26 protein-coding genes are annotated in these 25,835 nt (G+C 43.4%); 5 read left to right on the top strand and 21 right to left on the bottom strand.

The features are described from left to right. Nucleotides 1–660: 660 nt before the first annotated feature. Nucleotides 661–2,199: a M17 family metallopeptidase gene (locus L2730_RS02750; RefSeq protein WP_248973203.1), complete on the bottom strand. Its 1,539-nt coding sequence runs from the start codon at nt 2,197–2,199 to the stop codon at nt 661–663. Nucleotides 2,200–2,425: 226 nt separating this feature from the next. On the opposite strand from L2730_RS02750, the gene L2730_RS02755 reads away from it, so the two are divergent. After that, a complete protein-coding gene (locus L2730_RS02755) occupies nt 2,426–3,889 on the top strand; it encodes an aminoacyl-histidine dipeptidase (protein ID WP_248973204.1) in 1,464 nt (487 codons plus the stop codon). 64 nt (nt 3,890–3,953) lie between these two features. On the opposite strand, the gene dinB is transcribed toward L2730_RS02755, so the two are convergent. The 17 genes from dinB to L2730_RS02840 form a co-directional block, all read right to left on the bottom strand. Beyond that, nucleotides 3,954–5,030: a DNA polymerase IV gene (gene dinB / locus L2730_RS02760; protein ID WP_248973205.1), complete on the bottom strand. Its 1,077-nt coding sequence runs from the start codon at nt 5,028–5,030 to the stop codon at nt 3,954–3,956. 166 nt (nt 5,031–5,196) lie between these two features. Next, entirely contained in the window at nt 5,197–7,197 is a 2,001-nt protein-coding gene (locus L2730_RS02765) for a methyl-accepting chemotaxis protein (RefSeq protein ID WP_248973206.1), read from the bottom strand. Nucleotides 7,198–7,450: 253 nt separating this feature from the next. After that, the gene (locus L2730_RS02770) at nt 7,451–7,654 is read right to left on the bottom strand and encodes a hypothetical protein (protein ID WP_248973207.1); all 204 of its coding nucleotides are present in this window, start codon (nt 7,652–7,654) and stop codon (nt 7,451–7,453) included. A 285-nt stretch (nt 7,655–7,939) separates the two neighbouring features. Then, entirely contained in the window at nt 7,940–8,407 is a 468-nt protein-coding gene (bfr, locus tag L2730_RS02775; RefSeq protein ID WP_248973208.1) for a bacterioferritin, read from the bottom strand. A gap of 12 nt (nt 8,408–8,419) precedes the next feature. Next, the gene (gene bfr / locus L2730_RS02780) at nt 8,420–8,887 is read right to left on the bottom strand and encodes a bacterioferritin (protein ID WP_248973209.1); all 468 of its coding nucleotides are present in this window, start codon (nt 8,885–8,887) and stop codon (nt 8,420–8,422) included. 333 nt (nt 8,888–9,220) lie between these two features. Continuing rightward, nucleotides 9,221–9,442 (bottom strand): (Na+)-NQR maturation NqrM, encoded by a 222-nt coding sequence (gene nqrM / locus L2730_RS02785; RefSeq protein ID WP_020911348.1) that lies wholly within the window; start codon nt 9,440–9,442, stop codon nt 9,221–9,223. Between the two features lie 12 nt (nt 9,443–9,454). Continuing rightward, the gene (locus tag L2730_RS02790) at nt 9,455–10,471 is read right to left on the bottom strand and encodes an FAD:protein FMN transferase (protein ID WP_248973210.1); all 1,017 of its coding nucleotides are present in this window, start codon (nt 10,469–10,471) and stop codon (nt 9,455–9,457) included. A gap of 29 nt (nt 10,472–10,500) precedes the next feature. Beyond that, nucleotides 10,501–11,748 (bottom strand): NADH:ubiquinone reductase (Na(+)-transporting) subunit F, encoded by a 1,248-nt coding sequence (gene nqrF, locus L2730_RS02795; protein WP_248973211.1) that lies wholly within the window; start codon nt 11,746–11,748, stop codon nt 10,501–10,503. A 47-nt stretch (nt 11,749–11,795) separates the two neighbouring features. After that, complete coding sequence (gene nqrE, locus L2730_RS02800; RefSeq protein WP_020911345.1) at nt 11,796–12,404, bottom strand: NADH:ubiquinone reductase (Na(+)-transporting) subunit E; 609 nt, start codon at nt 12,402–12,404, stop codon at nt 11,796–11,798. 5 nt (nt 12,405–12,409) lie between these two features. Then, on the bottom strand, nt 12,410–13,042 hold the full coding sequence (locus L2730_RS02805) for an NADH:ubiquinone reductase (Na(+)-transporting) subunit D (RefSeq protein WP_020911344.1): 633 nt from the start codon (nt 13,040–13,042) through the stop codon (nt 12,410–12,412). After that, nucleotides 13,042–13,836 carry a Na(+)-translocating NADH-quinone reductase subunit C gene (locus tag L2730_RS02810; RefSeq protein ID WP_248973212.1) on the bottom strand — a complete coding sequence of 265 codons (795 nt, stop codon included), beginning with the start codon at nt 13,834–13,836 and terminating at the stop codon, nt 13,042–13,044. Before L2730_RS02810 ends, L2730_RS02805 begins: the two co-directional genes overlap by 1 nt. Next, complete coding sequence (locus L2730_RS02815) at nt 13,829–15,031, bottom strand: NADH:ubiquinone reductase (Na(+)-transporting) subunit B (RefSeq protein WP_248973213.1); 1,203 nt, start codon at nt 15,029–15,031, stop codon at nt 13,829–13,831. Before L2730_RS02815 ends, L2730_RS02810 begins: the two co-directional genes overlap by 8 nt. Continuing rightward, complete coding sequence (locus tag L2730_RS02820) at nt 15,031–16,365, bottom strand: Na(+)-translocating NADH-quinone reductase subunit A (protein WP_248973579.1); 1,335 nt, start codon at nt 16,363–16,365, stop codon at nt 15,031–15,033. Before L2730_RS02820 ends, L2730_RS02815 begins: the two co-directional genes overlap by 1 nt. A 644-nt stretch (nt 16,366–17,009) precedes the next feature. Beyond that, nucleotides 17,010–17,519, bottom strand: coding sequence for an S-ribosylhomocysteine lyase (luxS, locus tag L2730_RS02825; protein WP_248973214.1), 510 nt, complete (start codon nt 17,517–17,519; stop codon nt 17,010–17,012). Between the two features lie 376 nt (nt 17,520–17,895). Beyond that, nucleotides 17,896–18,195 (bottom strand): BolA family protein, encoded by a 300-nt coding sequence (locus tag L2730_RS02830; RefSeq protein ID WP_248973215.1) that lies wholly within the window; start codon nt 18,193–18,195, stop codon nt 17,896–17,898. 159 nt (nt 18,196–18,354) lie between these two features. Then, complete coding sequence (locus L2730_RS02835; RefSeq protein WP_248973216.1) at nt 18,355–18,858, bottom strand: ACT domain-containing protein; 504 nt, start codon at nt 18,856–18,858, stop codon at nt 18,355–18,357. 181 nt (nt 18,859–19,039) lie between these two features. Then, on the bottom strand, nt 19,040–19,705 hold the full coding sequence (locus tag L2730_RS02840; RefSeq protein ID WP_248973217.1) for an alpha-ketoglutarate-dependent dioxygenase AlkB family protein: 666 nt from the start codon (nt 19,703–19,705) through the stop codon (nt 19,040–19,042). 118 nt (nt 19,706–19,823) lie between these two features. Between L2730_RS02840 and L2730_RS02845 the strand changes: the two genes are divergently transcribed. Then, the gene (locus L2730_RS02845) at nt 19,824–21,062 is read left to right on the top strand and encodes a methyltransferase (RefSeq protein WP_248973218.1); all 1,239 of its coding nucleotides are present in this window, start codon (nt 19,824–19,826) and stop codon (nt 21,060–21,062) included. 85 nt (nt 21,063–21,147) lie between these two features. On the opposite strand, the gene L2730_RS02850 is transcribed toward L2730_RS02845, so the two are convergent. The 3 genes from L2730_RS02850 to L2730_RS02860 all read right to left on the bottom strand — a co-directional run bounded on the left by L2730_RS02850 (nt 21,148) and on the right by L2730_RS02860 (nt 23,956). After that, a complete protein-coding gene (locus L2730_RS02850; protein ID WP_248973580.1) occupies nt 21,148–22,077 on the bottom strand; it encodes a sterol desaturase family protein in 930 nt (309 codons plus the stop codon). Between the two features lie 31 nt (nt 22,078–22,108). Next, nucleotides 22,109–23,173 carry a DUF2804 domain-containing protein gene (locus L2730_RS02855; RefSeq protein WP_248973219.1) on the bottom strand — a complete coding sequence of 355 codons (1,065 nt, stop codon included), beginning with the start codon at nt 23,171–23,173 and terminating at the stop codon, nt 22,109–22,111. A gap of 219 nt (nt 23,174–23,392) precedes the next feature. After that, nucleotides 23,393–23,956, bottom strand: coding sequence for a porin family protein (locus L2730_RS02860; RefSeq protein WP_248973220.1), 564 nt, complete (start codon nt 23,954–23,956; stop codon nt 23,393–23,395). A gap of 223 nt (nt 23,957–24,179) precedes the next feature. Between L2730_RS02860 and L2730_RS02865 the strand changes: the two genes are divergently transcribed. The 3 genes from L2730_RS02865 to L2730_RS02875 all read left to right on the top strand — a co-directional run bounded on the left by L2730_RS02865 (nt 24,180) and on the right by L2730_RS02875 (nt 25,802). Then, entirely contained in the window at nt 24,180–24,746 is a 567-nt protein-coding gene (locus L2730_RS02865; protein ID WP_248973221.1) for a YajG family lipoprotein, read from the top strand. A gap of 36 nt (nt 24,747–24,782) precedes the next feature. Next, nucleotides 24,783–25,376 (top strand): peptidylprolyl isomerase, encoded by a 594-nt coding sequence (locus L2730_RS02870; RefSeq protein WP_428848427.1) that lies wholly within the window; start codon nt 24,783–24,785, stop codon nt 25,374–25,376. Nucleotides 25,377–25,481: 105 nt separating this feature from the next. Continuing rightward, nucleotides 25,482–25,802, top strand: a complete 321-nt coding sequence (locus tag L2730_RS02875) for a hypothetical protein (protein WP_248973222.1) — start codon at nt 25,482–25,484, stop codon at nt 25,800–25,802. The last annotated feature ends 33 nt before the right edge of the window (nt 25,803–25,835 follow it).

Below are 25,835 nucleotides of genomic sequence, written 5' to 3' on the forward strand. Positions count from 1 at the left end.
AGGTCGACGCCAATTGTTAACAGATTCCGATCAGAATAATTACCTTTATCCAACCAGAAACGACAAGAAATGACTAAAGCAGATCAATAAATATAATGCAAAAAAAAGCCCGCTCAATGAGCGGGCAAGACATATTCAAGTTTTCTGATGGAAATTGGTTAACGCGCTAACGGTAATCAATGGTAAATTTGGTCAATCTACAACTTGGTCTAAAGACACCTAATAGATGTCATAAGGGTGATGGAAACTTGCGACTTACTAGGTGGTTAGCCCTTGTAAGCCATGGCGTATATTCCGCCACGCAAAACATCTGTGTTTAACCAAAAGCTTTGCGAATAAATAGTTGTGCTCTTTGTAAATGACATAATCAATACTCCTAACTAAGTTGAATTCCAAATACTCTGCATGCTAATTGCGCCCCTTCGTGGGTTAAGCAAAGCCAACTCGTCGCTCGATTCCTTGGAGAATTATCCATCCTGGATAGACTAGCTCGATTAGACACCTGCCTAATCAACGGAAATCATTATATCTAAATGTAGTTTTATTACAACTGTTTTTATTAAAAAAGCCAAAAAACAACTCAAACTGTAATTTTATTACCTAAAAACACATTAAAAAGCCGACTTCAGTGTCGGCTTTGAGTGTTTTGCTGTGTAAAACCTACTGACTATCGACCATATAGTTAAACAACCCAACTAATGGTGTTGCTGTTGGGCTACCATATTGCGGGTGACCTTCGGTTGCGCTACCCGCGATATCTAAGTGCGTATAAGCGATAGGTGTATCGCTATTTAAACCATGCTGGCTTAACCCTGATGCTTGGATTAAAAACGCTGCCGGGTACTGATGACCACGAGCTGTCACCGATGAAGGTGCATTATTTGATGACAACATGTCTGCAGCCGCAGACGGATCAATAATTTTACTAAAATCATCTCGACGCAATTGACTAACTTCTATTGGTTCTCCCCAAATTGCCGCCTGTTGCTGAATACGCTCGGCAACGTTCGCCTGCTTAGCGACACTATTTTCTACAGCTGCTGTATAACCACCAAAACAGCGCACCACGTGACCGGTTAACGTTGCAACAGAGTACATCTCAGGTTTTACCGCTGATTCCGCTTTAAGACGTAGATGCGACAGTAGATCCGCTAATACCAGTCGCCCTTCCGCGTCAGTATTACCAATACGCACACGTTTGCCAGCATGACTGGTAATAATTTCATCGGTCACAAATGCCTCACTACCTATGCTATTTCGCACTAAGCCTAGCTCAGCAACAATACGGATCCCCTTCGGTTTAAGCATACTAACGGTTTTTAGCAATCCAGCCACAGCTGCAGCGCCGCCCTTATCACGACTCATGCCGGCCATACCACCCGCAATCTTGATATCTGCGCCGCCAGTGTCATAAACCACACCTTTACCTGCAAACATAAAGGTGCGTTCGATTTCGCCCTCGCCAACATACTCCAGCTTAACCACTCGAGGCTGATGTCTCAGCACAGCAAAAGATGAACGGCCAACCGCGCTCAGTAGCGGATAATCTCGCTCTAGAATATCTCTGTCCTCTACCACTGACATCGTTAAACCACTCTCAGCAAGGGCGGCTAAGCAGTAGTCGGCAAAAGCAGGTGCTGACATGCGCTCAGGCTCGGTACCACAAAGATCACGTGCTAACACGCGTCCAGCTTCGATTGCCGTTAGCGTCGCTGCGTGATGGGCATCACTAAGTAAACCAATACACTCTAGCGCTTCATCAGCCCCACCCGCTTCGCGGAGCTCAAGTGCCTGCCATAACTCTTGTCCGCACGCTAAAGCCGATACCTCAGCCGCTTTTTGATAACGCGACTCTCCGATACCATTGACTAATAACAATGGTCGCTTGGCCCCCGCTTCTTTAGCGACTCTAATGCCTTGACGCGCCGCATCAGCAAATACCCGCACATCTTCATACTCATCAGTTGCTTTGGTTACTGGCGCAATGACTAATCGGCCACCCGCAATGCCTGGCGCAAACAACAGCGTTACCGATTTGCCAACTCGCTGGTCAACTTTCTGACCATGATTAGCAAGTAGCGCAACTTCTTCAACCTTAATCGCATTGAGATCCGCGGCGACAACAACTAGCGCATCCCATCCATTACCTTCAAAAATCGCCTCTTGAGAGGCTACATCAACATATTTAACTACAGCCATGACCCTTCCTTTTTATTTTTAATTGCTGGCATTATTATCCTATTGCGTGCAGATTACCAACGACTTCATCAAGCTTGAAACCTTCTATGGCAACTTCTGCTGACACTGAATAGGTAAAGCGCAGTAAACCTCTCTTGCAGTTACTGAGACTATGGTAGAATATTGCCATTTTCAGCCTCAAGCGCACCAGCGCAGTAGTGATAATCTCAAAATAGAGGAACTTTCTGTGACCGCACTAAACCAGCTACAACCACAAGCACTTTGGCAATGGTTCGAACAAATCTGTGCCATTCCACACCCTTCAAAGCATGAGCAAGCTCTAAGTGAGCACATTCAAGCTTGGGCGAAAGATAAACAGCTTTCTGTTGTCGAAGATAAAGTCGGTAACCTTATTATCAAGAAAGCCGCAACAGCGGGCATGGAAGATCGTAAAACCGTCGTTCTGCAGGCGCATATCGATATGGTTCCACAAAAGAATGCCGATAAAGTGCATGACTTTGAAAAAGATCCCATCGATGCCTACGTTGAAGATGACTGGGTAAAAGCCCGTGGTACTACACTTGGTGCCGATAACGGTATTGGTATGGCTTCGGCTCTAGCAGTGCTAGGCGCTGATGATATTGCTCATGGCCCACTAGAAGTGCTGCTAACTATCGATGAAGAAGCCGGTATGACCGGTGCATTCGGCTTGGAAGCTGGCATGCTTGAAGCAGAGATATTGATCAATACTGACTCTGAACAAGAGGGTGAGATCTACATGGGCTGCGCGGGTGGCGTAGATGGCCAGATTAGCGTGCCTATGGTTTGGCAATCTCCAGAGCCAAGTAACTCAAGCTATACACTTTCGCTTGCGGGTCTTAAAGGTGGCCACTCAGGAGTGAATATTCATTTGGGTCGTGGAAATGCTAACAAGTTACTGGCTAGGTTTTTGTTTGATCACAGCGATGAATTAGCGCTTGAACTAACAAACTTCACTGGTGGTTCACTGCGTAACGCAATCCCACGTGAAGCACAAATTAGTTTTATGCTACCAGCTGAAAATGTCACTCTGCTGCAAAGTCGCATTAGCGAATTTCAAGCATTAGTTCGCCAAGAATTAGCCATTGCCGACCCAGACACTGAGCTAACGCTGACAGAAATACCTGCAGAAACTAAAGTGATGAGTGAAGACTCTCAGCAAATTTTGATCGATATCCTCAACGCTTGCCCTAATGGCGTAGTGCGTATGAGCGATGAAGTTGAAGGCGTCACTGAAACCTCGTTAAATGTTGGTGTTATTAGCACGGAGACTGATTCAGTGCAGGTGCTTTGCCTAATTCGCTCACTGATTGATTCAGGCCGTGAAGAGATAGAGGGCGTACTTACCTCATTGAGCAACCTTGCTGGTGCTAATGTTGAGTTTAGTGGCGCATATCCTGGTTGGAAGCCAGACAACAGCTCGCCTGTGATGGCAAGTGTGCGTGAAACTTATGAAGATATCTACAACAAAGAGCCGACTATCATGGTGATCCATGCCGGCCTTGAGTGTGGTTTATTTAAAAAGCCTTACCCAGAAATGGACATGGTTTCTATTGGCCCAACCATCCGCTACCCACATAGTCCAGATGAAAAAGTCAATATCACTACCGTTGGTCAGTACTGGAAACTATTGCTGGCAGTACTTGAACGTACTCCAGTGAAAGGCAGCTAATCGCTTATTCAGTCCATTAAAAAGCCGCTCATGAGCGGCTTTTTTGTCTTTATACTATTGCGGCTTAAAAACCGAGGTCCATTTGCGGCGGCTCTGTCCCTTCATGGCTATCGGCTCGGCTATCTGAAGCTAAGCCTACGGAAACTCCCAATAAACGAATACCGCGATCATGTTGGCGCTCCATTGCTTGCTCTAGTAGTTGATAAAACAGATTAACGGAGATCTCATCACTGCGATGTTCAATCGTTGTCTGCTTAAAATCTTCAAACTTGAGCTTAACCACCTGTTTATGGATAACGCGATCTTTTGCGCTACGGTTAACTCTAACGCCCAGCTCTTGTATAAGCTGCGGTATCACCGCACGGCATTGCTCCAAGGTATGAATATCTTTTGCCAATGTGGTTTCAACGCCCACAGACTTGCGTTCCCTGTTTGGGGATATTGCTCGGTTATCGATCCCTTTTGCCCTTTCTATCAATATTGCACCAAATTTTCCAAACCGTTCTAACAGCTTGTTTTGTGGGTAAGCCTGAATGTCTGCGCAGGTGTTCAAACCAAGGTCGGTTAGCTTTTTAGCAGTGACCTTGCCGACACCGGGAATTTTGATTAATGGCAAGGTTTTTACAAACTCGTCTATTTGGTCTGGTCTCACAAGATACTGGCCGTTTGGCTTATTTAGATCTGAGGCTATCTTGGCAAGAAATTTAACCGGCGCTATGCCCGCCGATGCAGTCAGCCCTGTCTCGGCAAATATCTCCTCTCGGATCGCTTTTGCCATCAACGTTGCTGAGCCTTGGCAGTGGTCGCTTTCTGTGACATCAAGATATGCCTCATCGAGCGACAATGGTTCTATCAAGTCGGTATAACGCTCAAACACCGCTCTAATTTGGCGAGAGACATCTTTATAGACCTGCATTCTACCTGGCACTAATATAAGATCAGGACAAAGCTTAAGGGCGTAACCTGATGCCATGGCTGAACGCACGCCAAATTTACGCGCCTCATAGTTACAAGTGCTTATCACACCACGGCGATCACTTCTGCCACCCACAGCGATAGGTTTACCTTGTAACTCTGGAAAATCACGCATCTCTACCGCAGCGTAAAAGCAGTCCATGTCGACATGAATTATTTTTTGCAATCTTAAGCCCTCCGCAGAGGATGATACTGTATATAAAAACAGTACTCAAGAAAAGTTAACGATGAGAGCTTAACATGCGTAATTTATCAGCTGTATTTATACCGCAACACATAATAAAAACGGAGCCAATAGGCTCCGTTTTTATTTAACAACCAACAGCAAATGGTTAGATTTTAAACTGCTTAATGTTACCAGACAGTGATTCAGTGACTCGGGCAAAGTCACCAAAGTTACGTGATAACTCTTCACTGGCTGCGAGTGAATCATCAGAAAGCGCTCTAACATTTTCAACATTGCACGCCACTTCTTCAGCGACGACTGCTTGCTGACCTACAGCAGCAGAGATCTCAATGGTCTGCTGTTGAATGGCTTCAATGGCGCCAGTAATACTGTCCAATGCCACTTCCACCTTTCCAGTGAGTTCCTGACCGATATTGGCCTGCTCAACGCCCGCCTCCATCACTTGCTCAGCCTCATTGGCATTTTGCTGTAGCGTTTGGATGATCTCTTGAATGTTTGCTGTTGAATCTTGAGTACGTGATGCTAACGTTCTCACTTCATCAGCCACAACCGCGAATCCTCTGCCCTGCTCACCCGCTCTTGCAGCCTCAATCGCCGCATTAAGCGCCAATAAGTTAGTTTGCTCAGCAATACCTCGTATAACATTAAGTACTTCACCAATCTGTTCTGAACGAGTTCTTAGCTGCTTTACAACCTTTGCAGCTTCAATTACTTGAGATGATAAAGACTGCATTCCTTGGCTGGCTTGTGCAACAATGGCACCGCCCTCAACCGACTCCGTTTGTGCCTTATCGGCAAAGTCACTGGCACGTTGTGCACTCGCGGCCATCTCTTGGCTCGTATGTGCCATCTCAGTGGCAGCTGTTGCGACAGAAGCGATCTCCTCTTTTTGCTGTGCGACAGAGTGAAGTGCACGTTCGCTAACTTCAGACGCAGCTGAAACACCATTTTCAACCTCTAGGGTTAAATCTCGAGTTTCTTGCAGCATTCCCTGAACTTTGGCGGCAAAACGGTTAAATGCATCGCCGAGTTTACCGAGCTCATCTTCCCTATCCATTTGGATCCGTTTTGCTAAGTCACTGTCGCCTTCTGCAATATCTTCCATCGCGGCGAGTAAGCTATTGAGCTGCTTTCTAAACGGTAGCAGCATGCCCCAAACGGTAACTCCGACAAACAGCATGATCAAACATGAGAGAAGAATTGAATTAATAATAGCGTCAGTTACCGGCGCTTCAATGACCTCAGTGGGTAACATAAAGGCCAAATGCCACTTCTGCTCAGGGAAATCGCCGCCAACCTCAACGAAGCTAACCCGTTGAGGTTGGCCTTTAAAGGTGACCTCAGCAAATCCTGATGATTGTGCCTGCATCTGCCTGCTTAACGCGTTAAAGCCGTCGGTATCTTTGAACTGACTATCGACTTTTGAAGCATCTGAGCCAGGAGGAAATTTTTCAGTGAAACCTGGGAAATAAACCAACTTGCCAGCATTGGTCACAAGAAAGGCTTGTCCCGCACCTTGATACTTAATTGGTGCTAACAACTCACTTCCAATGGTATCAATCAAGATATCCATCCCGCCGATACCAATAAATCGCCCAGATTGATCTTTAACGACGGTTTTAACCGTTGCTGAAATAGATCCATCGTTGGCATCAACGGCAGGGTCGCCAACAAACATGCCGTCTTGATCTATGGCTTCTTGCCACCAAGGGCGTTTATTGGTGTAGTACTCGCTATCATTGTAGCGGCCGTTTAGGTCAAAATATTCAAAGGTATTGGCGGAGCCAAAAAAGACGGATTTGATATCACTGTCTTGATCGGAGAAAAACTTAAAGTATTCAACAATGGAATTGTATTGCTTATCGGACGATAGGTCGCTTAAGCGATTATTGTAATTAGCGAACCACTCCAAAACTGTTGGATCTGCAAAGACTGCGTGGATCAGCTGACCTTTGGCGACAAAGTAGCTGCGTACCTCATTAGATTTAAGCTGAACAAGCCCGGTGAGATCACTATCAATTTGTTGACGCGTACTAGTGCTTTCATTCTTAACTAAGAACAATGCGACGATGGTAAACAATACCGCCAAAGCACCAACAATAGTCACCACCAACTGCATACTTAGCGAGCGTTTAAACCAAAGCATCCAATATTCCTTTATTATTATATTTTTCTAGGAATAATAAATTTAACAGAATTAACACAAGATTAAAGCACAAAATTCAACATTTAATCGAAGGGTTGTAAAACGAAAGTTACATTGAAAGAAAAGCGCGAGCAATGGCAGGGGATCGATTCAACGCACGTTGGTAACATCAGTTTATTTAGCTAGCAGTTCTTAATCGTGGCAGTGAAAAACTCCAATAGTAACGTTCAAGTATTGAAAAGACTGGCCAATACTAGAAAAGCGTCGTCAACATTGATAATTCATCAGCAGAGAGGGCTGGCTGGCTACTATTTCTCGCTTGTGATGAAGAATTTCCTCTATTACTAGACTCAGCTAATTCAAGTTGCTGCTCAAGCTTCCTTATCTTAGAAAGAAGACGCTCAATTATCAGTTGGTTATCGCTTTCATGAACGCTATTTTTTGCTGAAATAATCATAATCTCCCCTTTTTATCAGCTAACCATTAAAAAATCACACTTGCGAACCTTAAAGTTAGTACAAATAACCATCGCCGCAATAAATTTTATGAATTATTTACACCTTTATTATGGTAATCCTCCTTAGCTGAATATTAGCTGTATAAACGTAGTCAAAATAAAAGCTATATTGCTTTATAAGCTTTAATTAACGCCTTAAACGTAAAAAGCACCGCCACGTTCAAAGTGAGGTGCTCTAACAAATATGACAACGTCCAGTTGATGCTACTGAGTTAGCTAAACTGACTACATCTTACTTTGTAAGTAGTTCTGCAGGCCGACTTTATCAATCAAACCTAATTGCTTTTCAAGCCAGTACATATGATCAGACTCAGTCTCTTCTAGCAATACCTCTAAGATCTCACGGCTTTCGTAATCTCTTTTCTCTTCACACAATGCAATGGCACTACGAAGATTGTCAGCCACTTGATACTCGTAGGCTAAATCGTTCTTAAGCATCTGCTCAGTATCTTTACCTATATTGAGTGGTTCTCGACTCGCGACGTCGGGAGTGCCCTCTAGAAACAGAATTCGCTGCACCAGCTTTTTAGCATGTTCACGCTCATCATCTGATTCATGAGAGATCCGTTCATGCAGTTCATTTAACCCCCAGTCTTCGTACATCAATCCATGTACAAAATACTGATCCATCGCAGACAGTTCACCAGTGAGCAATTTGTTTAGTGTGTCGATGACTTCTTTATTACCTTTCATAATTGTCTCCGGTTAGTCCATTTTGGATTGCAAGTAGTTTTGAATGCCTGTCAGTGAGATAAGCTCTAACTGGGCTTCAAGCCAGTCCAAGTGCTCTTCTTCATCTTCCAGCAGATCTTCTAAAATGTCGCGGCTAACATAGTCTGCTGATTGCTCACAGAGTGCTATAGCACCTCGCAGTAATACCAGTTCCTCCTCGAGCATGACTTTGTCGCATTCGAGCATCTCTTGGCTATGCTCTCCAATACGAATTTTCTCCAGCTGTTGCAGGTTCGGCAATCCTTCAAGAAACAAGATCCGTTCAATGATCTTGTCTGCATGCTTCATATCTTGAATTGATTTCTTGTAAGCTTTTTCATCAAGCTCACCCAAACCCCAATTCTTAAACATACGGGCATGGAGGAAGTATTGGTTAATGGCAGTCAGCTCGCTGGTCAGCACCTTATTAAGCTGGGCGATAACCTTAGGTTGTCCTTTCATCTGGTATTCCTTATTTAAAAATTGATCTATGTCAATAAATACAGCCTAGAACAAAAAACAAGCAAACACAAATTAACCTTAAATTTCAATGATTTAATAAAGATAATTATTATCATTACTACTACAGTTCTTAATTGGAGCGGGCTTTAATAGTGCCAATATTTATGCATAAAAAGAGCAATTTACATCAGCTAGCTGTGAGGAGGGGATATGCAGGCATTAACTTAATGCTGTTAATTAGCTCAGAAAATGCTATCAAGCATTCTTGCTAGGAATAAAAGATATAAAAAAGGCCCCTTAGAAAGGAGCCTTAATAACAGAGCCAATAGAAAGTTAGATGATTCGGTTCTGCTCTAACTTTTCACGACGTTCCTGTTCAGCCATTCTGGCTTTACGCTTGTCACAAGGATCATCACAATCACATGCTTTTTCAATTCCCAGTGCGCCTAGACCACCGCAGCTCCCTGCCACCTCTTTTTTCTTAACCAAATAACCGATCGACATTAAGAAGAAAAATGCTAGTAACACGACAAATGCCGCTATAAATGTGCTCATATTCGACTCCAACTACTGAGTAACGAAAGGTTTAAACGCTTCGCTATAGAAAACTTTAAAGCCTTCATCCTGCTTTTCTATTAGCATTATCGCAAGATGCTCACGATTAGCAAGTTCTAGTGATGCCTGCGTACCCAAAACCATCATCGCCGTGGCATAGCCATCAGCGGCCATTGACTCTTTGTGCAGTACAGTCACCGACGCTAACCTATGGTCAATTGGGTACCCCGTTCTCGGATCAATCAAATGAGAGAAACGCTTTCCGTCCTCCTCATAATAGTTACGATAATCACCAGATGTAGCCATAGCCATATTTTTAAGCGATATAATTTGCTGTGCATCGGTAGCAGAGTTGCTCGGTTGCTCTATGGCAATAACCCAAAGTGAACCATCGGGTTTAGTGCCTCTTAAGCTAATTTCGCCACCAATCTCAACTAAATAGCCCTGAGGTTGATACTTATCTAACAATGCCGCAATTTTATCAACGCCAAAGCCTTTTGCAATCGATGATAGATCAACATACAAATCAGGATTTTGCTTGCTAACTTTATTACCAGACAAAGACAAAGACTCAATGCCTGTGCGAGCTTTAGCCTCTGCTATCATCTCTGCTGTCGGCACAGTTGTCGGCCTTTTATCTGGACCAAAGCCCCAGAGATTGACTAGCGGCCCTAAGGTAATATCCAACGCACCATCTGTCGTTTTATACAACTCAATCCCTTCGGCAATGACCTTAGCAGTATCTGGTGATACTTCCATCTGTGCATTGCGAGTCATCTGATTGAACAAAGATAGCTCAGAGTTTGGACGATAAGTTGACATTTGGTCGTTGACTTTTTCAAGTGCTAGATCAATTTCAGCTTGCAGTAATTGAACATCCGGCAGTGACTCGCTGCGCACAACTTTTATATGGTAAGTTGTGCCCATAGTGTTACCAGACAGTGAAATTATTTCAGCAGGTTTACCACATCCTGAAATAAAAAAGGCTAACCCAACAAGGGCCAGCCAGTTTACTAAGGTCTTATACATATTGACCTAGATCTCCAATTAGAGAGAGGTTAGCCACCGAAGTCATCTAGTAAGATGTTTTCATCTTCGACACCAAGATCTTTAAGCATGCTAATAACAGCCGCGTTCATCATTGGTGGGCCACACATGTAGAACTCACAATCTTCTGGCGCTTCATGGTCACGTAGGTAGTTTTCGTACAATACGTTATGAATAAAGCCAGTGTAGCCATCCCAATTATCTTCAGGCTGCGGATCAGACAGTGCTACATGCCACTGGAAGTTGTCATTATCAGCCGCTAAGCCATCAAAATCTTCTACATAGAACATTTCACGGCTAGAACGCGCACCATACCAGAAGCTCATCTTACGCTTAGAGTTAAGACGCTTAAGTTGGTCGAAGATATGAGAACGCATTGGCGCCATACCAGCACCACCACCAACAAAGACCATTTCAGCATCAGTTTCTTTCGCAAAGAACTCACCAAATGGACCAGAGATAGTGACCTTATCGCCAGCTTTGAGGCTAAAGATGTACGATGACATTTTACCACAAGGTAGAGATAGGTTACGCGGCGGTGGCGATGCAATACGTACGTTAAGCATGATGATACCTTCCTCTAGAGGATAGTTCGCCATTGAATAAGCACGGATTGTTTCGTCGTCAACTTGAGACTCTAAGTTGAAGAAGCCAAAATGCTCCCAGTCACCACGGTACTCTGCAGGGATATCGTAATCTGCATATTTAACATGGTGCGCTGGTGCTTCAATCTGAATATAACCACCAGCACGGAAAGGTACTGAATCGCCATCAGGGATTTGAAGCTTAAGCTCTTTAATGAAGGTTGCTTTGCTATCGTTAGAGATAACTTCACATTCCCACTTCTTAACACCGAAGATCTCTTCTTCTAGTTCGATCTCCATATCAGCTTTAACATTTACCTGGCAAGATAAACGGCAGCCCTCACGAGCCTCACCTTTGCTAATATGATCCATCTCAGTAGGAAGAATATCTCCGCCACCAGACTTAACGTGTACTTTACACTGGCCACAAGTACCACCACCGCCACATGCAGACGATACGAAAATACCGCTCTCTGCTAGTGCACCCAGTAGCTTGCCGCCTGCTGCAGTTTTAATTGCTTTATCTGCATCATCATTGATGCCGATTGTGACATCACCGCTTGGTACTAATTTTGATTTGGCAAATAAAATAACCAAAACCAAAACTAATACAATTGCGGTAAACATACTCACACCGAGATAGACATCGATTGGAGTAGATTCAAGAATACCCATTAACTTATCCTTAAAGGTTCAAATTAAGACGTCGCTTTGGTGCCTCTTTACAGAGACACACCTGAGAACGACATGAAACCTAGAGCCATCAAACCCGCGGTGACAAAGGTAATACCTAAGCCGCGAAGCCCATCAGGAACATCAGCATATTTCATCTTCTCACGGATACCAGCCAGCAGCACAAGTGCTAACGCCCAACCGATACCAGAACCGATACCAAACACCAAGCTCTCGCCAAGGTTGTAGTCACGCTCAACCATGAAAGATACTGCACCGAAAATTGCACAGTTTACAGTGATTAGCGGTAGGAAGATCCCCAGTGCGTTATATAGCGGTGGGAAATACTTATCCAATGCCATCTCAAGGATTTGAACCAATGCTGCAATCACACCAATGAAGGTGATGAACTTCAAGAAGCTCAAGTCAGCATCTGGCACGCCCGCCCAAGCTAATGCGCCTGGAGCTAGGATACCTTGATAGATAATTTGGTTAACAGGCACTGAGATTGCCAGTACCACGATAACAGCAACACCTAAACCCATGGCTGTTTTTACTTTCTTCGATACCGCTAAGAAAGTACACATACCAAGGAAAAAGGACAGCGCCATGTTTTCAATGAAAACAGAACGAATTAGCAGACTAATATAATGTTCCATTATGCTTATCCTTTTGCTTCTACTTGCTCTGGCTTCATCACACGAATAATCCAGATCAATGCACCGATCAGGAAGAACGCACTTGGAGGCAGTAGCAATAGGCCGTTAGGCTGATACCAGCCACCGTCTGAAATCTTGCTCAAGATTTCAATGCCGAACAATGAACCGTTACCAAACAGTTCACGAACGAAGCCAACTGACAATAGGATTGCACCGTAGCCTAAACCATTACCAAGACCATCCATGAAGCTCATCATAGGTGGAGTCTTCATCGCAAAAGCCTCTGCACGGCCCATCACGATACAGTTAGTAATAATCAAACCAACGAATACAGATAGCTGCTTAGCAACATCGTAAGCGTAAGCCTGCAGTACTTGGTCAACCACGATTACCAATGAAGCAATAATCGTCATCTGAACAATAATACGTACGCTACTTGGAATGTGGTTACGGATCAGTGAAATAAATAGATTCGAAAGCGCACATACCGCAGTCAATGCAATCGTCATTACCAACGCTGTTTCCATTTTACTGGTAACAGCCAAGGCACTACATACACCCAAAATTTGCAAAGCAATCGGGTTGTTGCTGACAATAGGTCCAATTAGAACCGATTTAAGTTCTTTAGCATCAGCCATTAGCTAAGCCCTCCATTGCGAGCTTTTTCGATAAAGCGAGCAAAGCCCTCTTCACCTAACCAGAATGTCAGAGAGTTTTGTACACCGTTACCGGTAAGCGTTGCACCTGATAGTGCATCAACACCGTACGGAGAAGCGGCTACAACTGGGTTCTTAGTGACGCTAATCGCCAATTCACCCTTATCATTGTATAGCTTCTTACCATTCCACTTAGCAATCCACTGTGGGTTTTGTACTTCGCCGCCCAGACCTGGTGTTTCACCAGAACCTGTAAAGCTGTAGTAAACCAAGCTACGAATCGTATTCAAGTCTGGCTCAACCGCTAAGAAAGCAAACATTGTTGACCACAAGCCATAACCTTTAACAGGAATAATCACTGTTTGTAGCTGCTTGTTATCATCATGCACTAAGTAAACTACCGCGTTATTTGCTACACGCTTTACTGATGCAATGTCGTTTTCTGGCACAAATGATGTTGCCGGAGTACGTGCTGCCTTTTCAGTATCAAAAGAGTCGGCGTCGCCAGCAACAAACTCACCCGTTTTCAGATCAACGAGTTTAGCTTCAACATACTTATTGTAAGTTTCTAGTACTTGAGCCTTTTCAACTTTGCCTTCTCTGGTATTAATCAGGCCGGCAGCTTCAAGAATGTACTTTTGCTTATCAAGTAATTTGTTCTCTTGCTGAGTTGGTTTCAATAATACTGCTGCCGTCGAAACGAACATAGAGCAAATGAAACACAAGCCAACAACAACAAATAGTGTTCTTCCGAACGAATCTTTATTACTAGCCACGAGCAATCCTCCGCTTGATATTCGACTGAACCACAAAATGGTCAAATAATGGAGCAAATAGGTTAGCGAACAAGATGGCCAACATCATGCCTTCAGGGAAAGCAGGGTTGATAACACGAATAAACACTGCCATAGCACCGATTAAGATACCGTAAGCCCATTTCGCATTATTAGTGAAAGACGCTGAAACAGGGTCTGTCGCCATAAACATCATACCGAACGCAAAGCCACCTAACACAAAATGCCAATACCACGGCATTGCAAACATAGGGTTAGTTTCACTACCAATAAAGTTCAGTAGGTAAGAAACGGCAATCATACCTGCCATCACACCAGCCACAATGCGCCATGAAGCGATACGGGTATAGATGATAACCGCGCCACCAATCAAGATAGCTAAGGTAGATACTTCACCGACGGAACCAGGAATGAAGCCAAAGAATGCATCCCACCAGTTCTGAGTCAATCCATACTCTAATGTGCCCTGTGCCGCTTGGCTCAGTGCAGTAGCACCAGAGAAACCGTCAGCAACTACCCAAGTAGTATCACCTGACATATTCAATGGGTAAGCGAAGAATAGGAATGCACGACCAGCTAACGCAGGGTTCAAGAAATTACGTCCTGTACCACCGAAGATCTCTTTAGCAACAACCACACCGAAGGTAATACCCAGTGCAACCATCCACAAAGGAATAGTTGCCGGTAGTGTTAATGCGAAAAGGATAGAGGTAACAAAGAAACCTTCGTTAACTTCATGTCCACGTACAGATGCAAATAGCACTTCCCAGATACCACCGACAGCAAATGTCACTGCATATATGGGTAGGAACCAACAAGCGCCATACCACATTAATGCGGCGATGCCTGAGTCTGCAGTCAATTCAGTACCAAACATACCGAACAAAGCAACTTGCCATGTATCAGGAGTTGCAAGACCTTGTAGAACTAATGCGTCCTGTGCTTGCAAACCTACGTTGTACATACCCACAAACATTGCAGGAAATACACATGCCCAAACCGTAATCATCATACGCTTTAGGTCCAAGTTATCACGAACGTGGGTACGACCTTTGTTCACGTGACCTGGAGTATAAAAGACAGTATATGCGGCTTCAAAAAGCGCATAAAACTTCTCATATTTACCGCCTTTTTCAAACTGCGGTTCAATATTTTCGAAAAACTGTTTTAAGCCCATTAGCCTTCCCTCACGATCGTATCTAAGCAGTCACGCAGGTATGACGCGTAGTCATACTTACCTGGACATACGAAAGTACACAGTGCCAAATCTTCTTCATCTAATTCCATTGCACCTAATGTTGCTGCGCCATCATAGTCGCCAGAAACAAGGTCACGCAGTAACATAGTTGGAAGAATATCGAGTGGCATAACACGCTCATAGTTACCAATTGGCACCATTGCACGGTCACTACCACCTGTGCTCGTTGTCATATTGAACAAACGAGAAGATGAAAGGTGGCCTAGGAATGCACGAGTAATAGAGAACTTATTAGCACCAGGCATTGCCCAACCAAATAGTTCTTTCTCAGTCCCTTCCTCGAGCAAACTCACTTGGTTATGGTAACGACCTAGGTAAGCATGAGGGCCAATGGCGTTGCGACCATTCAAAACAGAACCAGAGATTAGGCGAACATTGCCTTCACTGACTTCATTTTTAGTCAGCTCTGCCATTGCTGCACCGACAACAGTTCGAACTAATCGAGGCTTAACCGCTTTAGGGCCTGCTACAGATACAACACGCTGAGTATTAAGCTCACCGGTGGTAAATAGCTGGCCTATCGCGATCACGTCTTGATAGTTGATATGCCACACAGTTCTATTAGCAGAAGCTGGTAATAGGAAGTGAATATGAGTACCTGGCAAGCCTGCAGGGTGAAGCCCAGCAAACTCTTCAACTTGAGCATTTGCACTTGGAATATCTGCGCCAGGTGCCTTACAAAGGTAAACTTTACCTTCAGTCAACTTTGAAAGTAGCTTTAAGCCGTTTTCAAAGTCTGCTTTATGCTCAGCAATCACAACAACAGGATCTGCTGCAAGTGGTTGAGTATCAATCGCGGTGACAAAAATACCTGCTGCAGTTGAATCCACTGCGGGTACTTTACTGAAAGGACGCGTTCGCAGAGCCGTCCACAATCCTGATTCAATCAGGTTGTCACGTACTTGCTGAGTTTCAACTGATTCTATTGCAGTGGCGTCATACTTAGCAAAAGAGATGCTGTCATCCCCTTCTACATTAATAACAACAGACTGCAGAACACGTTGAGCGCCCCGGTTAACTTCGGAAATTGTGCCACTGGCTAAAGCAGTATATTTCACGCCCAAATTCTTTTTATCTTCAAAAAGAACCTGACCCTTTTTAACTTTATCTCCTACCTTTATTTTCATGGTAGGACGTAAGCCAATATACTCTTCACCCAAAGTAGCTACATGGTTGATGGCTGGGCCATCATGGATAACTTGCTCTGGCCCACCGACTAGGGGTAGGTCCAATCCTTTCTTTATTGTAATCATATCCACAAGCACTACGTTATGAAGGAAAGACAATGCGCCGCGTTCCTGCTAAACACACAAGTTTTAAACAAACCTTTTTTTCGTGTTGAGCTAGCGCAGATTTATCGCCGAAATGCGATCGCAATCACGCTGGTCGCGCGCATTTTACCCCAAATATCACAAGGTCGCCATGAAAAATGTGGGTGTTTTAAAAGGTTGCCGACGTTTTAATAACAAACAACCCGAATTGATTAAGTTTTTAAGTTTCAATTAACCTAGCAGAATCTAACAATAGCTATATTTATAAGGGAGTTAGAGATAGGTCAGCTATTATTACCAATGTGACATTAGAATTAAATTAATAAGAGTCAGCTTGAATTCGAGTGTTGAATATTTGAACAGCACATTTTGAGAGACTTCGTCAATATGACTAAAGAATCAGGTAATTGCAGTACGGGAATAAAGTCTTTTAACGAAGTTTTTTAATTTTAATGCTAGCTAAGTCGCTTAAATATATCGTAAATATTTTACTAAAACGCAAGTAATAAAGCTTTTATACTAATTGAGATGTGAGTGACGTAAAACATAATGTCAGTTAGAAAAGACTGCAGCTAAAAGCAAATAAAAAGCAGCCTTAGCCGCTTTTTATTTGCTAGTTAGCAACACTACAGACCGTTTAAGATCTCATCGCTCAAAGTAAGCTCATCGTTACGGTTCACATTTATACCTGCTGAGATGATGCTACGCGCAATCTCTTTTGCTTGTTCAAGAGAGTGCATCTCATAAGTACCACACTGGTACTCATTCAGCTCAGGGATTTCTGATTGTTCAACCACGGCTAACACATCTTGCATTGCTGCCAACCAAGCATCCGCCACAATAGACTCTGAAGGCGTACCAATTAAGCTCATATAAAAGCCTGTACGGCAGCCCATTGGCGAGATATCGATAATCTCTATATTGTCACCATTAAGGTGGTCACGCATGAATCCTGCAAAAAGGTGCTCAAGCGTGTGAATACCTCTTTCGCTTAATATCTGTTTATTGGGTACGCAAAAACGCAGATCAAACACTGTTATTGTGTCGCCTTTAGGGGTAGACATAGATTTGGCTACTCGAACAGCAGGTGCGTTCATTCGAGTATGATCCACGGTAAAACTATCTAATAACGGCATAATGAGTCTCCAATTGCGCTTTCTAATTGAGCATGAGGTAGGTTACAGCCTAAAGCGGCTGTAAGTCATTTTTATTATAATCAATGATATTTACTCAGCCCCGCCCTGTAGTCAACATCAGCGTCATAAACTTTTTTCAATGACTTATCAGCTATATTTATAAGCAAATAAATCACACAAAAATATATTTTACAGAAACTTCGCGAACAATCAGCTTAAAAGTAGGATACACAGCAGTATAGAAATCGCAGATTATGTTTAAAACAGCATCAAAATAACCCATTAACTCGCTATAGGTGAGCTATGACTTATTTGGGGGTAAAACGAAAAATCACAGCAGTGCTGTGATTTTTTGGTACTCGCGTTGCGAATGCTTTTAGCCTTTACATTTAGGCGACGCAGGTACAGCAGACTCTAGTGCCCACTCTTCAGGGGTAAAGGTATGCATAGACAATGCATGTAATCCTTGAGCAAACTCTTCAGCCAGCGCTTCGTTAACTGCACGATGGCGACCTATAAGGCGTTTACCATCGAATTGGCTGCTACTAATAATCACTTTAAAGTGAGTTTCTGAGTTAGGCGGTACATGATGATTATGACTTTCATTGATCACTTCTAAGTGTGATGGTAAAAGTGCGGCGGTGAGTTTTTCGGTAATGATCTTTTCAACTGACATAACGATGTTCTCAAATGGCATAAATCCGATTGCGGCAGATTACTGCCATGAGCTGAAAAGATCAACTGCCAGCAAAATTACTGAGACAGTCTGCCACTAAAATAAAATTAGTCAGCAAACATCAAATTGCTAACGAGCCAAGCGATGACAAACCATATATTAGATAACACTCGCTCTTAAGCCTTCAGACACGCCTTCCAATAACTCCAGCACACTGGCATTGCTGACCTCTATAGGCAGTAAAACGGTCAACTTAGAGGTAAACATTGTTTCTCCAATCACTGAGACATGGACACGGTTAAACTCCATATGTTCGATAGCCAGGTCTAAATTGACTAACACATCAACGATATCTCGAGTCAGTCCCGGACGATCCTTGCAATCAACATTAAAGTTAACCGCCCTTAAATTATGAAGTTCAGCGCAATTAGAGGATTCAAACATCAAGTTAAGTTTAGGAAACTGGCTTTTAAGCATTGCCTTTAACTGCTCTGCCTTTTTCTCTTCAATCGCTATCTTTAACAATGCCGCAAAATGATGGTCAACTTTAATCACTTTACTGGTTATCCATTCGCCGCCAGACTCTCGAGTCAGCTGGGCAAGGGCTTTAATCACACCAGGCGTCACTTCGCCCAGTACGGTTGCTATAAACATCTTTTTCATTAAAAACTCCTAACTGTCGCTAAAGCTTGAATGGAAGATTGTTGGCCAGTACAGCTATACAGCACAGCTGAAAACACTCACTATGACGAGCAATCCCTCTGCGGATGAATTCAGCATAGAATAAATATCTAGCGTAAAGTGCGAACTGGATAGCAAAAAATGTATAAATTGACAGCAAATTTCAAGCCTGATGAAAGCCGACTATCAACTTTCTAAAAGTATAGTTAACTCTCGTTTGTTTCACTCGCATTCGCTTAGGCAATGCATGCTCCCAGTGCTGCTGCATTGGCCAATGCATGATCAATAGATCGCCACTATTTAAGGTTAAGACGGTTTTTTCTTTAGTCAGTTTATTGCGAATAAAAAAGTCTCGACTGGCACCTAATGTTACCGAAGCAATATCACTACCGGACTCAATCTCTTTTTCGTCATCGCTGTGCCATCCCATCGATTCAGTGCCATCTCGATAGCTATTAACCAACACTCCGTTACTCACCAATGAATAATCTCGTATCAGTTTGTGCCTTAGTTTTTCAGCATATCTAGGCCAAGGCAATGCTTCGATAAACAAGCCTGAATAATAATAATCACATCCTTTATCGGCAAACCAAACTTGGCTGCGTGGTATTGGATGGCTTTTGCCATATACTGTTAATTCTGGCCGTGTCATTGGGTAACTCTCAGCTTCAATTAACAAAGCCTGCTGCTGAGCTTGATTGAGGTAGCCCTTTATTAAAGTATACGGCGCAGCACTTTTGTCATCATACAACGCCTCTGCAGTTTGATTATCAGCTGTAGTGGACAGCAAGGACTCTTGCTCATCGAAACCAAAGCCAGCTTGTTTCATGGCCCCTCCTCTCAAATCTCAATAAAATGGGTATAGATATAAGCTTACGTCTAACATATACCTAAGATCATTAATCTGCGATAATACGCGCCCTCATTTATTTGGTACTTATTGGCTTATGACAACACAACTTTCAGTAGCGGGCATCGAGCTCGAACTCTTCCGTTACCCTAGCAGACAAGAGTCAAACCTGCAGGCATGGGACGCTGCCGATGAGCACCTAATAAAACACTTAATCGATTCTGAGCAGAAAGCCGTTAACACCGCAATTGTAAACGATAGCTTTGGCGCACTAACCGCAGGCTTGTTATCAATCGATTCGGGCTGGCCGCTTACGCTTGAGACAGATGCAAAAACCAGTTTGTTGGGCACAACTCAAAACTTAACCCGTAACCAGCTAAACGACACTAGCCTTACCTGGGTAAATAGTCGAGATGAACTGCCACAAGGTATCGAGCTGGTATTAATGAAACTGCCTAAGAACCTTAATTACTTTAGCCACCAACTAAAAAGGTTATCGCAAGTATTACCCGCAGGAACACAAGTGTTGATTGGCGCTAAAGCTAAATCAATCAATAAATCACTGCTAGAAACCATCGCTCGTCATCTGGGAGAAGCAAGTGCAAGCTTAACCTGGAAGAAAACCCGGGTAATTACCTGTATCGCAGATGGTAAGCCGCGCACTTTACCGGCAACGACCAATTGGTCAGTCCCTGAGTGTAATTTGCAAATCACTAACCTAAGTAACGTGTTTGCTGCTAGTAAGCTCGACATTGGTGCCCGCATCATGCTGGATAACATGCCAAAAGGTGAATTTAAATCAATCGTCGATTTAGGCTGCGGTAACGGTATTTTAGGTCTGCATGCCAAACAGTGTTTTCCAGAAGCTTATATCCACTTTATTGATGATTCAGAAATGGCTGTCGCTTCCGCCAGAGACAACTGGGCACTGAACGAGTTAGATAATACCGAGCTTGTGGGCGAGCAAGCCACTTTTGCATGGGATGATTGTTTAACCCATATGAGTGAAGGCTTCCGCCCAGACCTGATATTGTGCAACCCACCCTTTCACCAAGGTGAAGCGATTACCGACCATATTGCCTGGCAGATGTTCCTTGATGCATTTAGGCGTTTAAAGAACGGCGGAATTTTACATGTTGTAGGCAATCGTCATTTGGCTTACCACATTAAGCTGCAGCGTATTTTTAAAAACTGTACAACGGTAGCCTCAAACGGCAAGTTTGTTATTTTACAGGCGCAGAAAATCAGTAAGAAAGCGCAAGAGCCTGAAATAGACGACAGTCACTCAGAGTCTCCACATCCACAAAGTGCGTTGTACGGTAAGCCTAATAGCTAAGTTTATAGCGAGTTATAAAAAACGGTGAGCCATTAGCTCACCGTTTTCATTAGCGCTTTATAATCAGTATCAACTCGCTAGCCAGCTACTTCACTTCAGCTACGCTTTTCGAGTTATCACTCGCAGAGCCATCACCAACATTCGCTTGTTGACTCGATTGAGCCTCTGCTGTGGCAGGCGGTGCGAATAATACTTTAAAACGCTGTAATGGGCTTAGATTGGCACTAAATGCTTCTCTAAACATATCGCGCCACTCAGTAAAGGTCACTACAAATGGATTAAAGCTACTGATAGGTTTGGTGATACCGTATTCAACCGTTTCGACTTCCTTTTCAAATGTACCAAATATGCGATCCCAAATAATGAGAATACCAGCGTAATTTTTGTCAATATATTGCGGATTACGACCATGGTGAACCCGGTGGTGAGATGGCGTATTAATCACCCACTCTAAGATCCCTAATGATTTGACTGCTTGAGTATGAACAAAGAACTGCAAACCTAAGTTAAGCAGTACCACAAACACCACCCAGTTAGGATCAAAACCTACGACCACCAGTGGCAACCAAAAAATCCACATCCCCGCCAATGGGTACATTAAACTTTGTCTAAATGCAGTGCTGAAATTCATGTTCTCTGAGCTGTGATGCGCCACATGCGCCGCCCACATCCAACGAATACGATGACTTGCTCGATGGAACCAATAGTAACAAAAGTCTTGTGCAACCATCAGCGCTACAAACGTACCTGCATTCATCTCAATATCAAAAAGGCGCCAACCAAAAAATATCAGATACAACTTAGCAATCAGTAATCCTGTGAGAATATCTGTTAATTGGTGCATCGCCGCTAGACCAAAATTACACAATACTTCAGGCAAGTGATAACGCGCATTACGTGGCAGCCTATTTTGCCGATCTCCTATATACCACTCCAGCAAAATACAGACGAAGAAGATTGGCGCGAGTACCAAAAGCAGTACTTCGGGGTGTGAGATCAGTGAATTAAAATCCATCTTATTATCCATTTCCTATAAATCCTTTTCATTACCAACGAGCAAAGTGATCTTCAGTTAAGCCCAATACATTATCTAACTGATGCTTATTGCCTAAATTATCGATGACAAAACCACTGTAATGACCTAAATACTGCCTAAAGTTGCTCTTTATTAACCAAAGGTTCAGTTTTTCCTGGCGGCAATTAAGCGGTGTAAAGCTGAGTTCAATTTGGCCATTGTCGGAATAGATCCGCCACCCCCCTGCTTGCAGATCATTTGTTCGTTGGCGAGTGAAATCAAAATGAACTGCTCCAAGTAAATGCCGTTCACCATCAATCCAAAATGCATTTTCATTACAGCCAGTCTCATTGACTCCTGCCGCTAGGTTCAACCCAATACTGCCAGTATCAGTTAGCGCATTAATACTTGCCCAACGCCAGCTGGTTTCCCGGCGCATAAAACCCGCGCTGAAATCATAGCCTGCAGTGACTCTTTGCAATGGTTGTGGCTCGTGGTTGATCACCAGCTTACCTTTTACCGTTAACGCATTATGTTTTTGAGTGTAAGTCCAACCGCTGTACCCCGTCGGATTACACATTGCCATGGGTAAACTCAATGGCTCTGGTTGTAAAGTCAGATCAGCTTCTATGCCAAGGGTATTGAGCTTTACTCGCCACAGTCCCTGGTCAATATCAAACTTAATTTCACCTTTTGCACCTTTGATGCCGGCATCCCCCTGCATAGGTGATTTGGACATTTGATATCCCATGCCCAACGGTTTAAGCCAGCTAGCTTCAATTAAGCTATTTTTCTTAATGTCATACAGATAACAAAATGCACTTCCAACGTAACGGATGTCTGCAAGCGCAACCCCAATAATGTAATGGGGAGTCACAATACTGACAAACTGGAACTGCTTATAATCGAATCGATTTGCCCACCTTGAAGCAGGTTTATCCATATCATCAAAGTAGCGAAACTTATGTACGCCAAGTTCAGTAACCGGACCATCAAAATGTCCAAATACTGGCAGGCCAGTATCGTCAATAAGAGACTGCGGCGCCGCCAAACTTGTCAATATTCTAGGCGTCCATGGCACGCTATTTGAAGACATTAATAGACCATCCCTCTGTATACTTTTGACCTTTTACTCTAACTGGAACTGGCGTAGGTTAAAAGCGATTAGCGTATTTTTTGTTATCAAACTGTAAATAAATGCCATTTACCGATAAAGCTGAATGCCGGTAAGTAAGTGTAAGATGAAAGGCGTTCTAGAAAAGGCATTCATATGACGCCTTTAGTAGAGGCGCCATTTTCTGCTCATGTGAACTTGCTAAAATTGATAGCTTATACCGAAGTTTAGGTTCTGCGCGGTTAACTGCTGCACAGGGATATATTGGTACTCAATATTCATACCAAAGCCTGAGTGAAATCGAACCTCCCAACCAACTGCAGTGTACAGGTCTTGATCGCTTTCACTCTCATGAGTGAATTCACCACTAGAAAATGGACGACCTTGCTCATAACTAAGTTCATTAGCACTCACACCTAACTTGGCATATAAGCGGTTTCTTTCAGACAACATATATTGACCATAAAGCGCGGCTCTAAAACCAGAATATTCGACATTTTTAATACCAGTAAAAATGCTTGTAAATGCTGAGGCTATTCCAGCATCTCCAGCAAAGTAGCCCGCTTCAATACCAAAGTTATCGTGCCACATATAGCGATAGTAGATATCATAAACAAAGTTATCACCATCGCCTGAGTCATCATCCGCTAACCCATCAAAATCATTAAAACCATAGCCCACACTACCGCCAACAACATGTTCGCCTTGAGCGGCCATAGCACCGCAACTCAATAACCCGGCTACAACGAGTGTTAAAATACGCATATTGATTCCCTTAATACACTTCTAGAAATTAGTGAAATCCACTAATCTATTAATAAACAAACAGTTCAGTTACACTGCGTTCGCATCATATATCGATATTTACAACAGAATCCACCAAAAATTAAGTCTAAAGTGCTAACGCATCGAAAGTTATCTCAACTGTGGAATTCAGATCCTGTTCTGGTATGCTGATGTCATCTAATTTTTGACAAAAACAGTGACAATGAAACCTCTTATTTTAGTGATAGCTGCGGCATTTACCGTTATAGGTTGCGCCAGCCAGGCACCAACTCATATTGCATTAAACCCAGAAGTGCCAAATATTACCCAGCAAACAGATATTGAACTGCCTATCGCGATTGATACTATCGACACACGTTCAGCCAATTTTATTGTCAGATTTAATGATGGCGACAATGCTGCTCGTCTAGTAAGTCCCAGCGAAGCACCGCGAGTGCAGATGGATCAAGTATTTAGGGATGGGTTTTCGCAAGCAGGTTACCGCGTCGATCCGAGTTCAGTTAAACACCTACAGGTCCAGTTAGAACAGTTACTCACCGACGTCGATGAAGGCACATTTGGCTTTGAGGCTAATAGCCAGATTATTATCAATGTCATCGCACAAAACAGCAATCAATCATTGACCAAACGCTACCGCGCTAAAGGTTTGTTGAAAGGACCGTTCAGCGCCGACTTTGCCACCCTAGAACTCGAAATGAACAAGCTACTGGGTGAGCTCACCCGCGACATTATTAACGACCCTGAGCTAAACCAGTTCATTCAGCAATAAATACCGCAATACTCATAGATACAGTAAAGGAAGATTATGAAATCTTGGATGATAAAATGTATTAGCCTTATCGCAATTGTACTTACGCCGTTTGCCAATGCCGTTGATATTCAACCCAATACGCTTTACCCGCAAGTAGAATTAGAGACCAGCATGGGAACAATCGTAGTCGAGCTCGATAGAACTCGAGCACCGCTTACGGTTGATAACTTTCTCACCTATGTCGTGAAGGGTCACTACGACAATACGCTGTTCCACCGCGTTATTGCAGATTTCGTCGTGCAAGGTGGTGGTCTAGATTTAAATAAAGAGGAACGACCAACAGAGCAACCTATTGTGAATGAGTCGGGCAATGGTCTATCTAATCTCACAGGTACAATTGCCATGGCTCGCGAAAATGAGCCACATACTGCCACCAGCCAGTTTTACTTCAACGTGGTAGATAATGAAAAGTTAGATCCTTCATCTCGCCGCTGGGGTTACACCGTGTTTGGCGAGGTCACTTCAGGAATGGAAGTGTTAGCTGCAATGGCAATCGTTCCAACTGAGTTTAATAACAAACTCGAATGGCCTGATTTTCCGATCCAAGACATTATTTTGAAGAAAGCCACCCTACTACCAAGGGAATAGTACAAAAAGGTATATCTGGGATACTTTATAATACTTTTGTAAATACTAGGTGAAAAATCTAAAAGTCGTTCTATACTGATAATGCTAAGTAAAGGAGGCGGTTCAATGACACCCAATCAGTTCATTGATGATAAAGCGCCCCAGCTGGCTTTCTACGGAAAAGCGTTTTTAAGTAATCAACTCGATTTCAATGAAATCCAGCTATATCTATGGGACACCCTAGAAGAATGGCAGATGTATGACCATCAGGGTGATGCGCAAACGGATATGGAACGTGTGTTTTGGCACCTACTGCATGCCTTTGATCGATGGCCCAGCTGGACCATCAGAGGCAATCAGTTCTTGAGGCAACAAGTAGACGACTGTTGCGACTACCTCAGTATTGGGGGGCAAATTCCTCAAGGATGTGTAGGGATCAGGCCTTAGTTCTTATCTAAAGCTAAAACTAAAAGTTACACC

Origin of the sequence: Shewanella kaireitica, assembly GCF_023284045.1 — a bacterium.
Classification (GTDB): Bacteria; Pseudomonadota; Gammaproteobacteria; order Enterobacterales; family Shewanellaceae; genus Shewanella; species Shewanella kaireitica.

Coding starts and splice junctions, on each gene's coding strand:
- L2730_RS02750 (WP_248973203.1), bottom strand. CDS start 2,199: ATGGCTGTAGTTAAATATGTTGATGTAGCCTCTCAAGAGGCGATTTTT.
- L2730_RS02765 (WP_248973206.1), bottom strand. CDS start 7,197: ATGCTTTGGTTTAAACGCTCGCTAAGTATGCAGTTGGTGGTGACTATT.
- L2730_RS02770 (WP_248973207.1), bottom strand. CDS start 7,654: ATGATTATTTCAGCAAAAAATAGCGTTCATGAAAGCGATAACCAACTG.
- bfr (WP_248973208.1), bottom strand. CDS start 8,407: ATGAAAGGTAATAAAGAAGTCATCGACACACTAAACAAATTGCTCACT.
- bfr (WP_248973209.1), bottom strand. CDS start 8,887: ATGAAAGGACAACCTAAGGTTATCGCCCAGCTTAATAAGGTGCTGACC.
- nqrM (WP_020911348.1), bottom strand. CDS start 9,442: ATGAGCACATTTATAGCGGCATTTGTCGTGTTACTAGCATTTTTCTTC.
- L2730_RS02790 (WP_248973210.1), bottom strand. CDS start 10,471: ATGTATAAGACCTTAGTAAACTGGCTGGCCCTTGTTGGGTTAGCCTTT.
- nqrF (WP_248973211.1), bottom strand. CDS start 11,748: ATGGGTATTCTTGAATCTACTCCAATCGATGTCTATCTCGGTGTGAGT.
- nqrE (WP_020911345.1), bottom strand. CDS start 12,404: ATGGAACATTATATTAGTCTGCTAATTCGTTCTGTTTTCATTGAAAAC.
- L2730_RS02805 (WP_020911344.1), bottom strand. CDS start 13,042: ATGGCTGATGCTAAAGAACTTAAATCGGTTCTAATTGGACCTATTGTC.
- L2730_RS02815 (WP_248973213.1), bottom strand. CDS start 15,031: ATGGGCTTAAAACAGTTTTTCGAAAATATTGAACCGCAGTTTGAAAAA.
- L2730_RS02820 (WP_248973579.1), bottom strand. CDS start 16,365: ATGATTACAATAAAGAAAGGATTGGACCTACCCCTAGTCGGTGGGCCA.
- luxS (WP_248973214.1), bottom strand. CDS start 17,519: ATGCCGTTATTAGATAGTTTTACCGTGGATCATACTCGAATGAACGCA.
- L2730_RS02830 (WP_248973215.1), bottom strand. CDS start 18,195: ATGTCAGTTGAAAAGATCATTACCGAAAAACTCACCGCCGCACTTTTA.
- L2730_RS02835 (WP_248973216.1), bottom strand. CDS start 18,858: ATGAAAAAGATGTTTATAGCAACCGTACTGGGCGAAGTGACGCCTGGT.
- L2730_RS02840 (WP_248973217.1), bottom strand. CDS start 19,705: ATGAAACAAGCTGGCTTTGGTTTCGATGAGCAAGAGTCCTTGCTGTCC.
- L2730_RS02845 (WP_248973218.1), top strand. CDS start 19,824: ATGACAACACAACTTTCAGTAGCGGGCATCGAGCTCGAACTCTTCCGT.
- L2730_RS02850 (WP_248973580.1), bottom strand. CDS start 22,077: ATGGATTTTAATTCACTGATCTCACACCCCGAAGTACTGCTTTTGGTA.
- L2730_RS02855 (WP_248973219.1), bottom strand. CDS start 23,173: ATGTCTTCAAATAGCGTGCCATGGACGCCTAGAATATTGACAAGTTTG.
- L2730_RS02860 (WP_248973220.1), bottom strand. CDS start 23,956: ATGCGTATTTTAACACTCGTTGTAGCCGGGTTATTGAGTTGCGGTGCT.
- L2730_RS02865 (WP_248973221.1), top strand. CDS start 24,180: ATGAAACCTCTTATTTTAGTGATAGCTGCGGCATTTACCGTTATAGGT.
- L2730_RS02870 (WP_428848427.1), top strand. CDS start 24,783: ATGAAATCTTGGATGATAAAATGTATTAGCCTTATCGCAATTGTACTT.
- L2730_RS02875 (WP_248973222.1), top strand. CDS start 25,482: ATGACACCCAATCAGTTCATTGATGATAAAGCGCCCCAGCTGGCTTTC.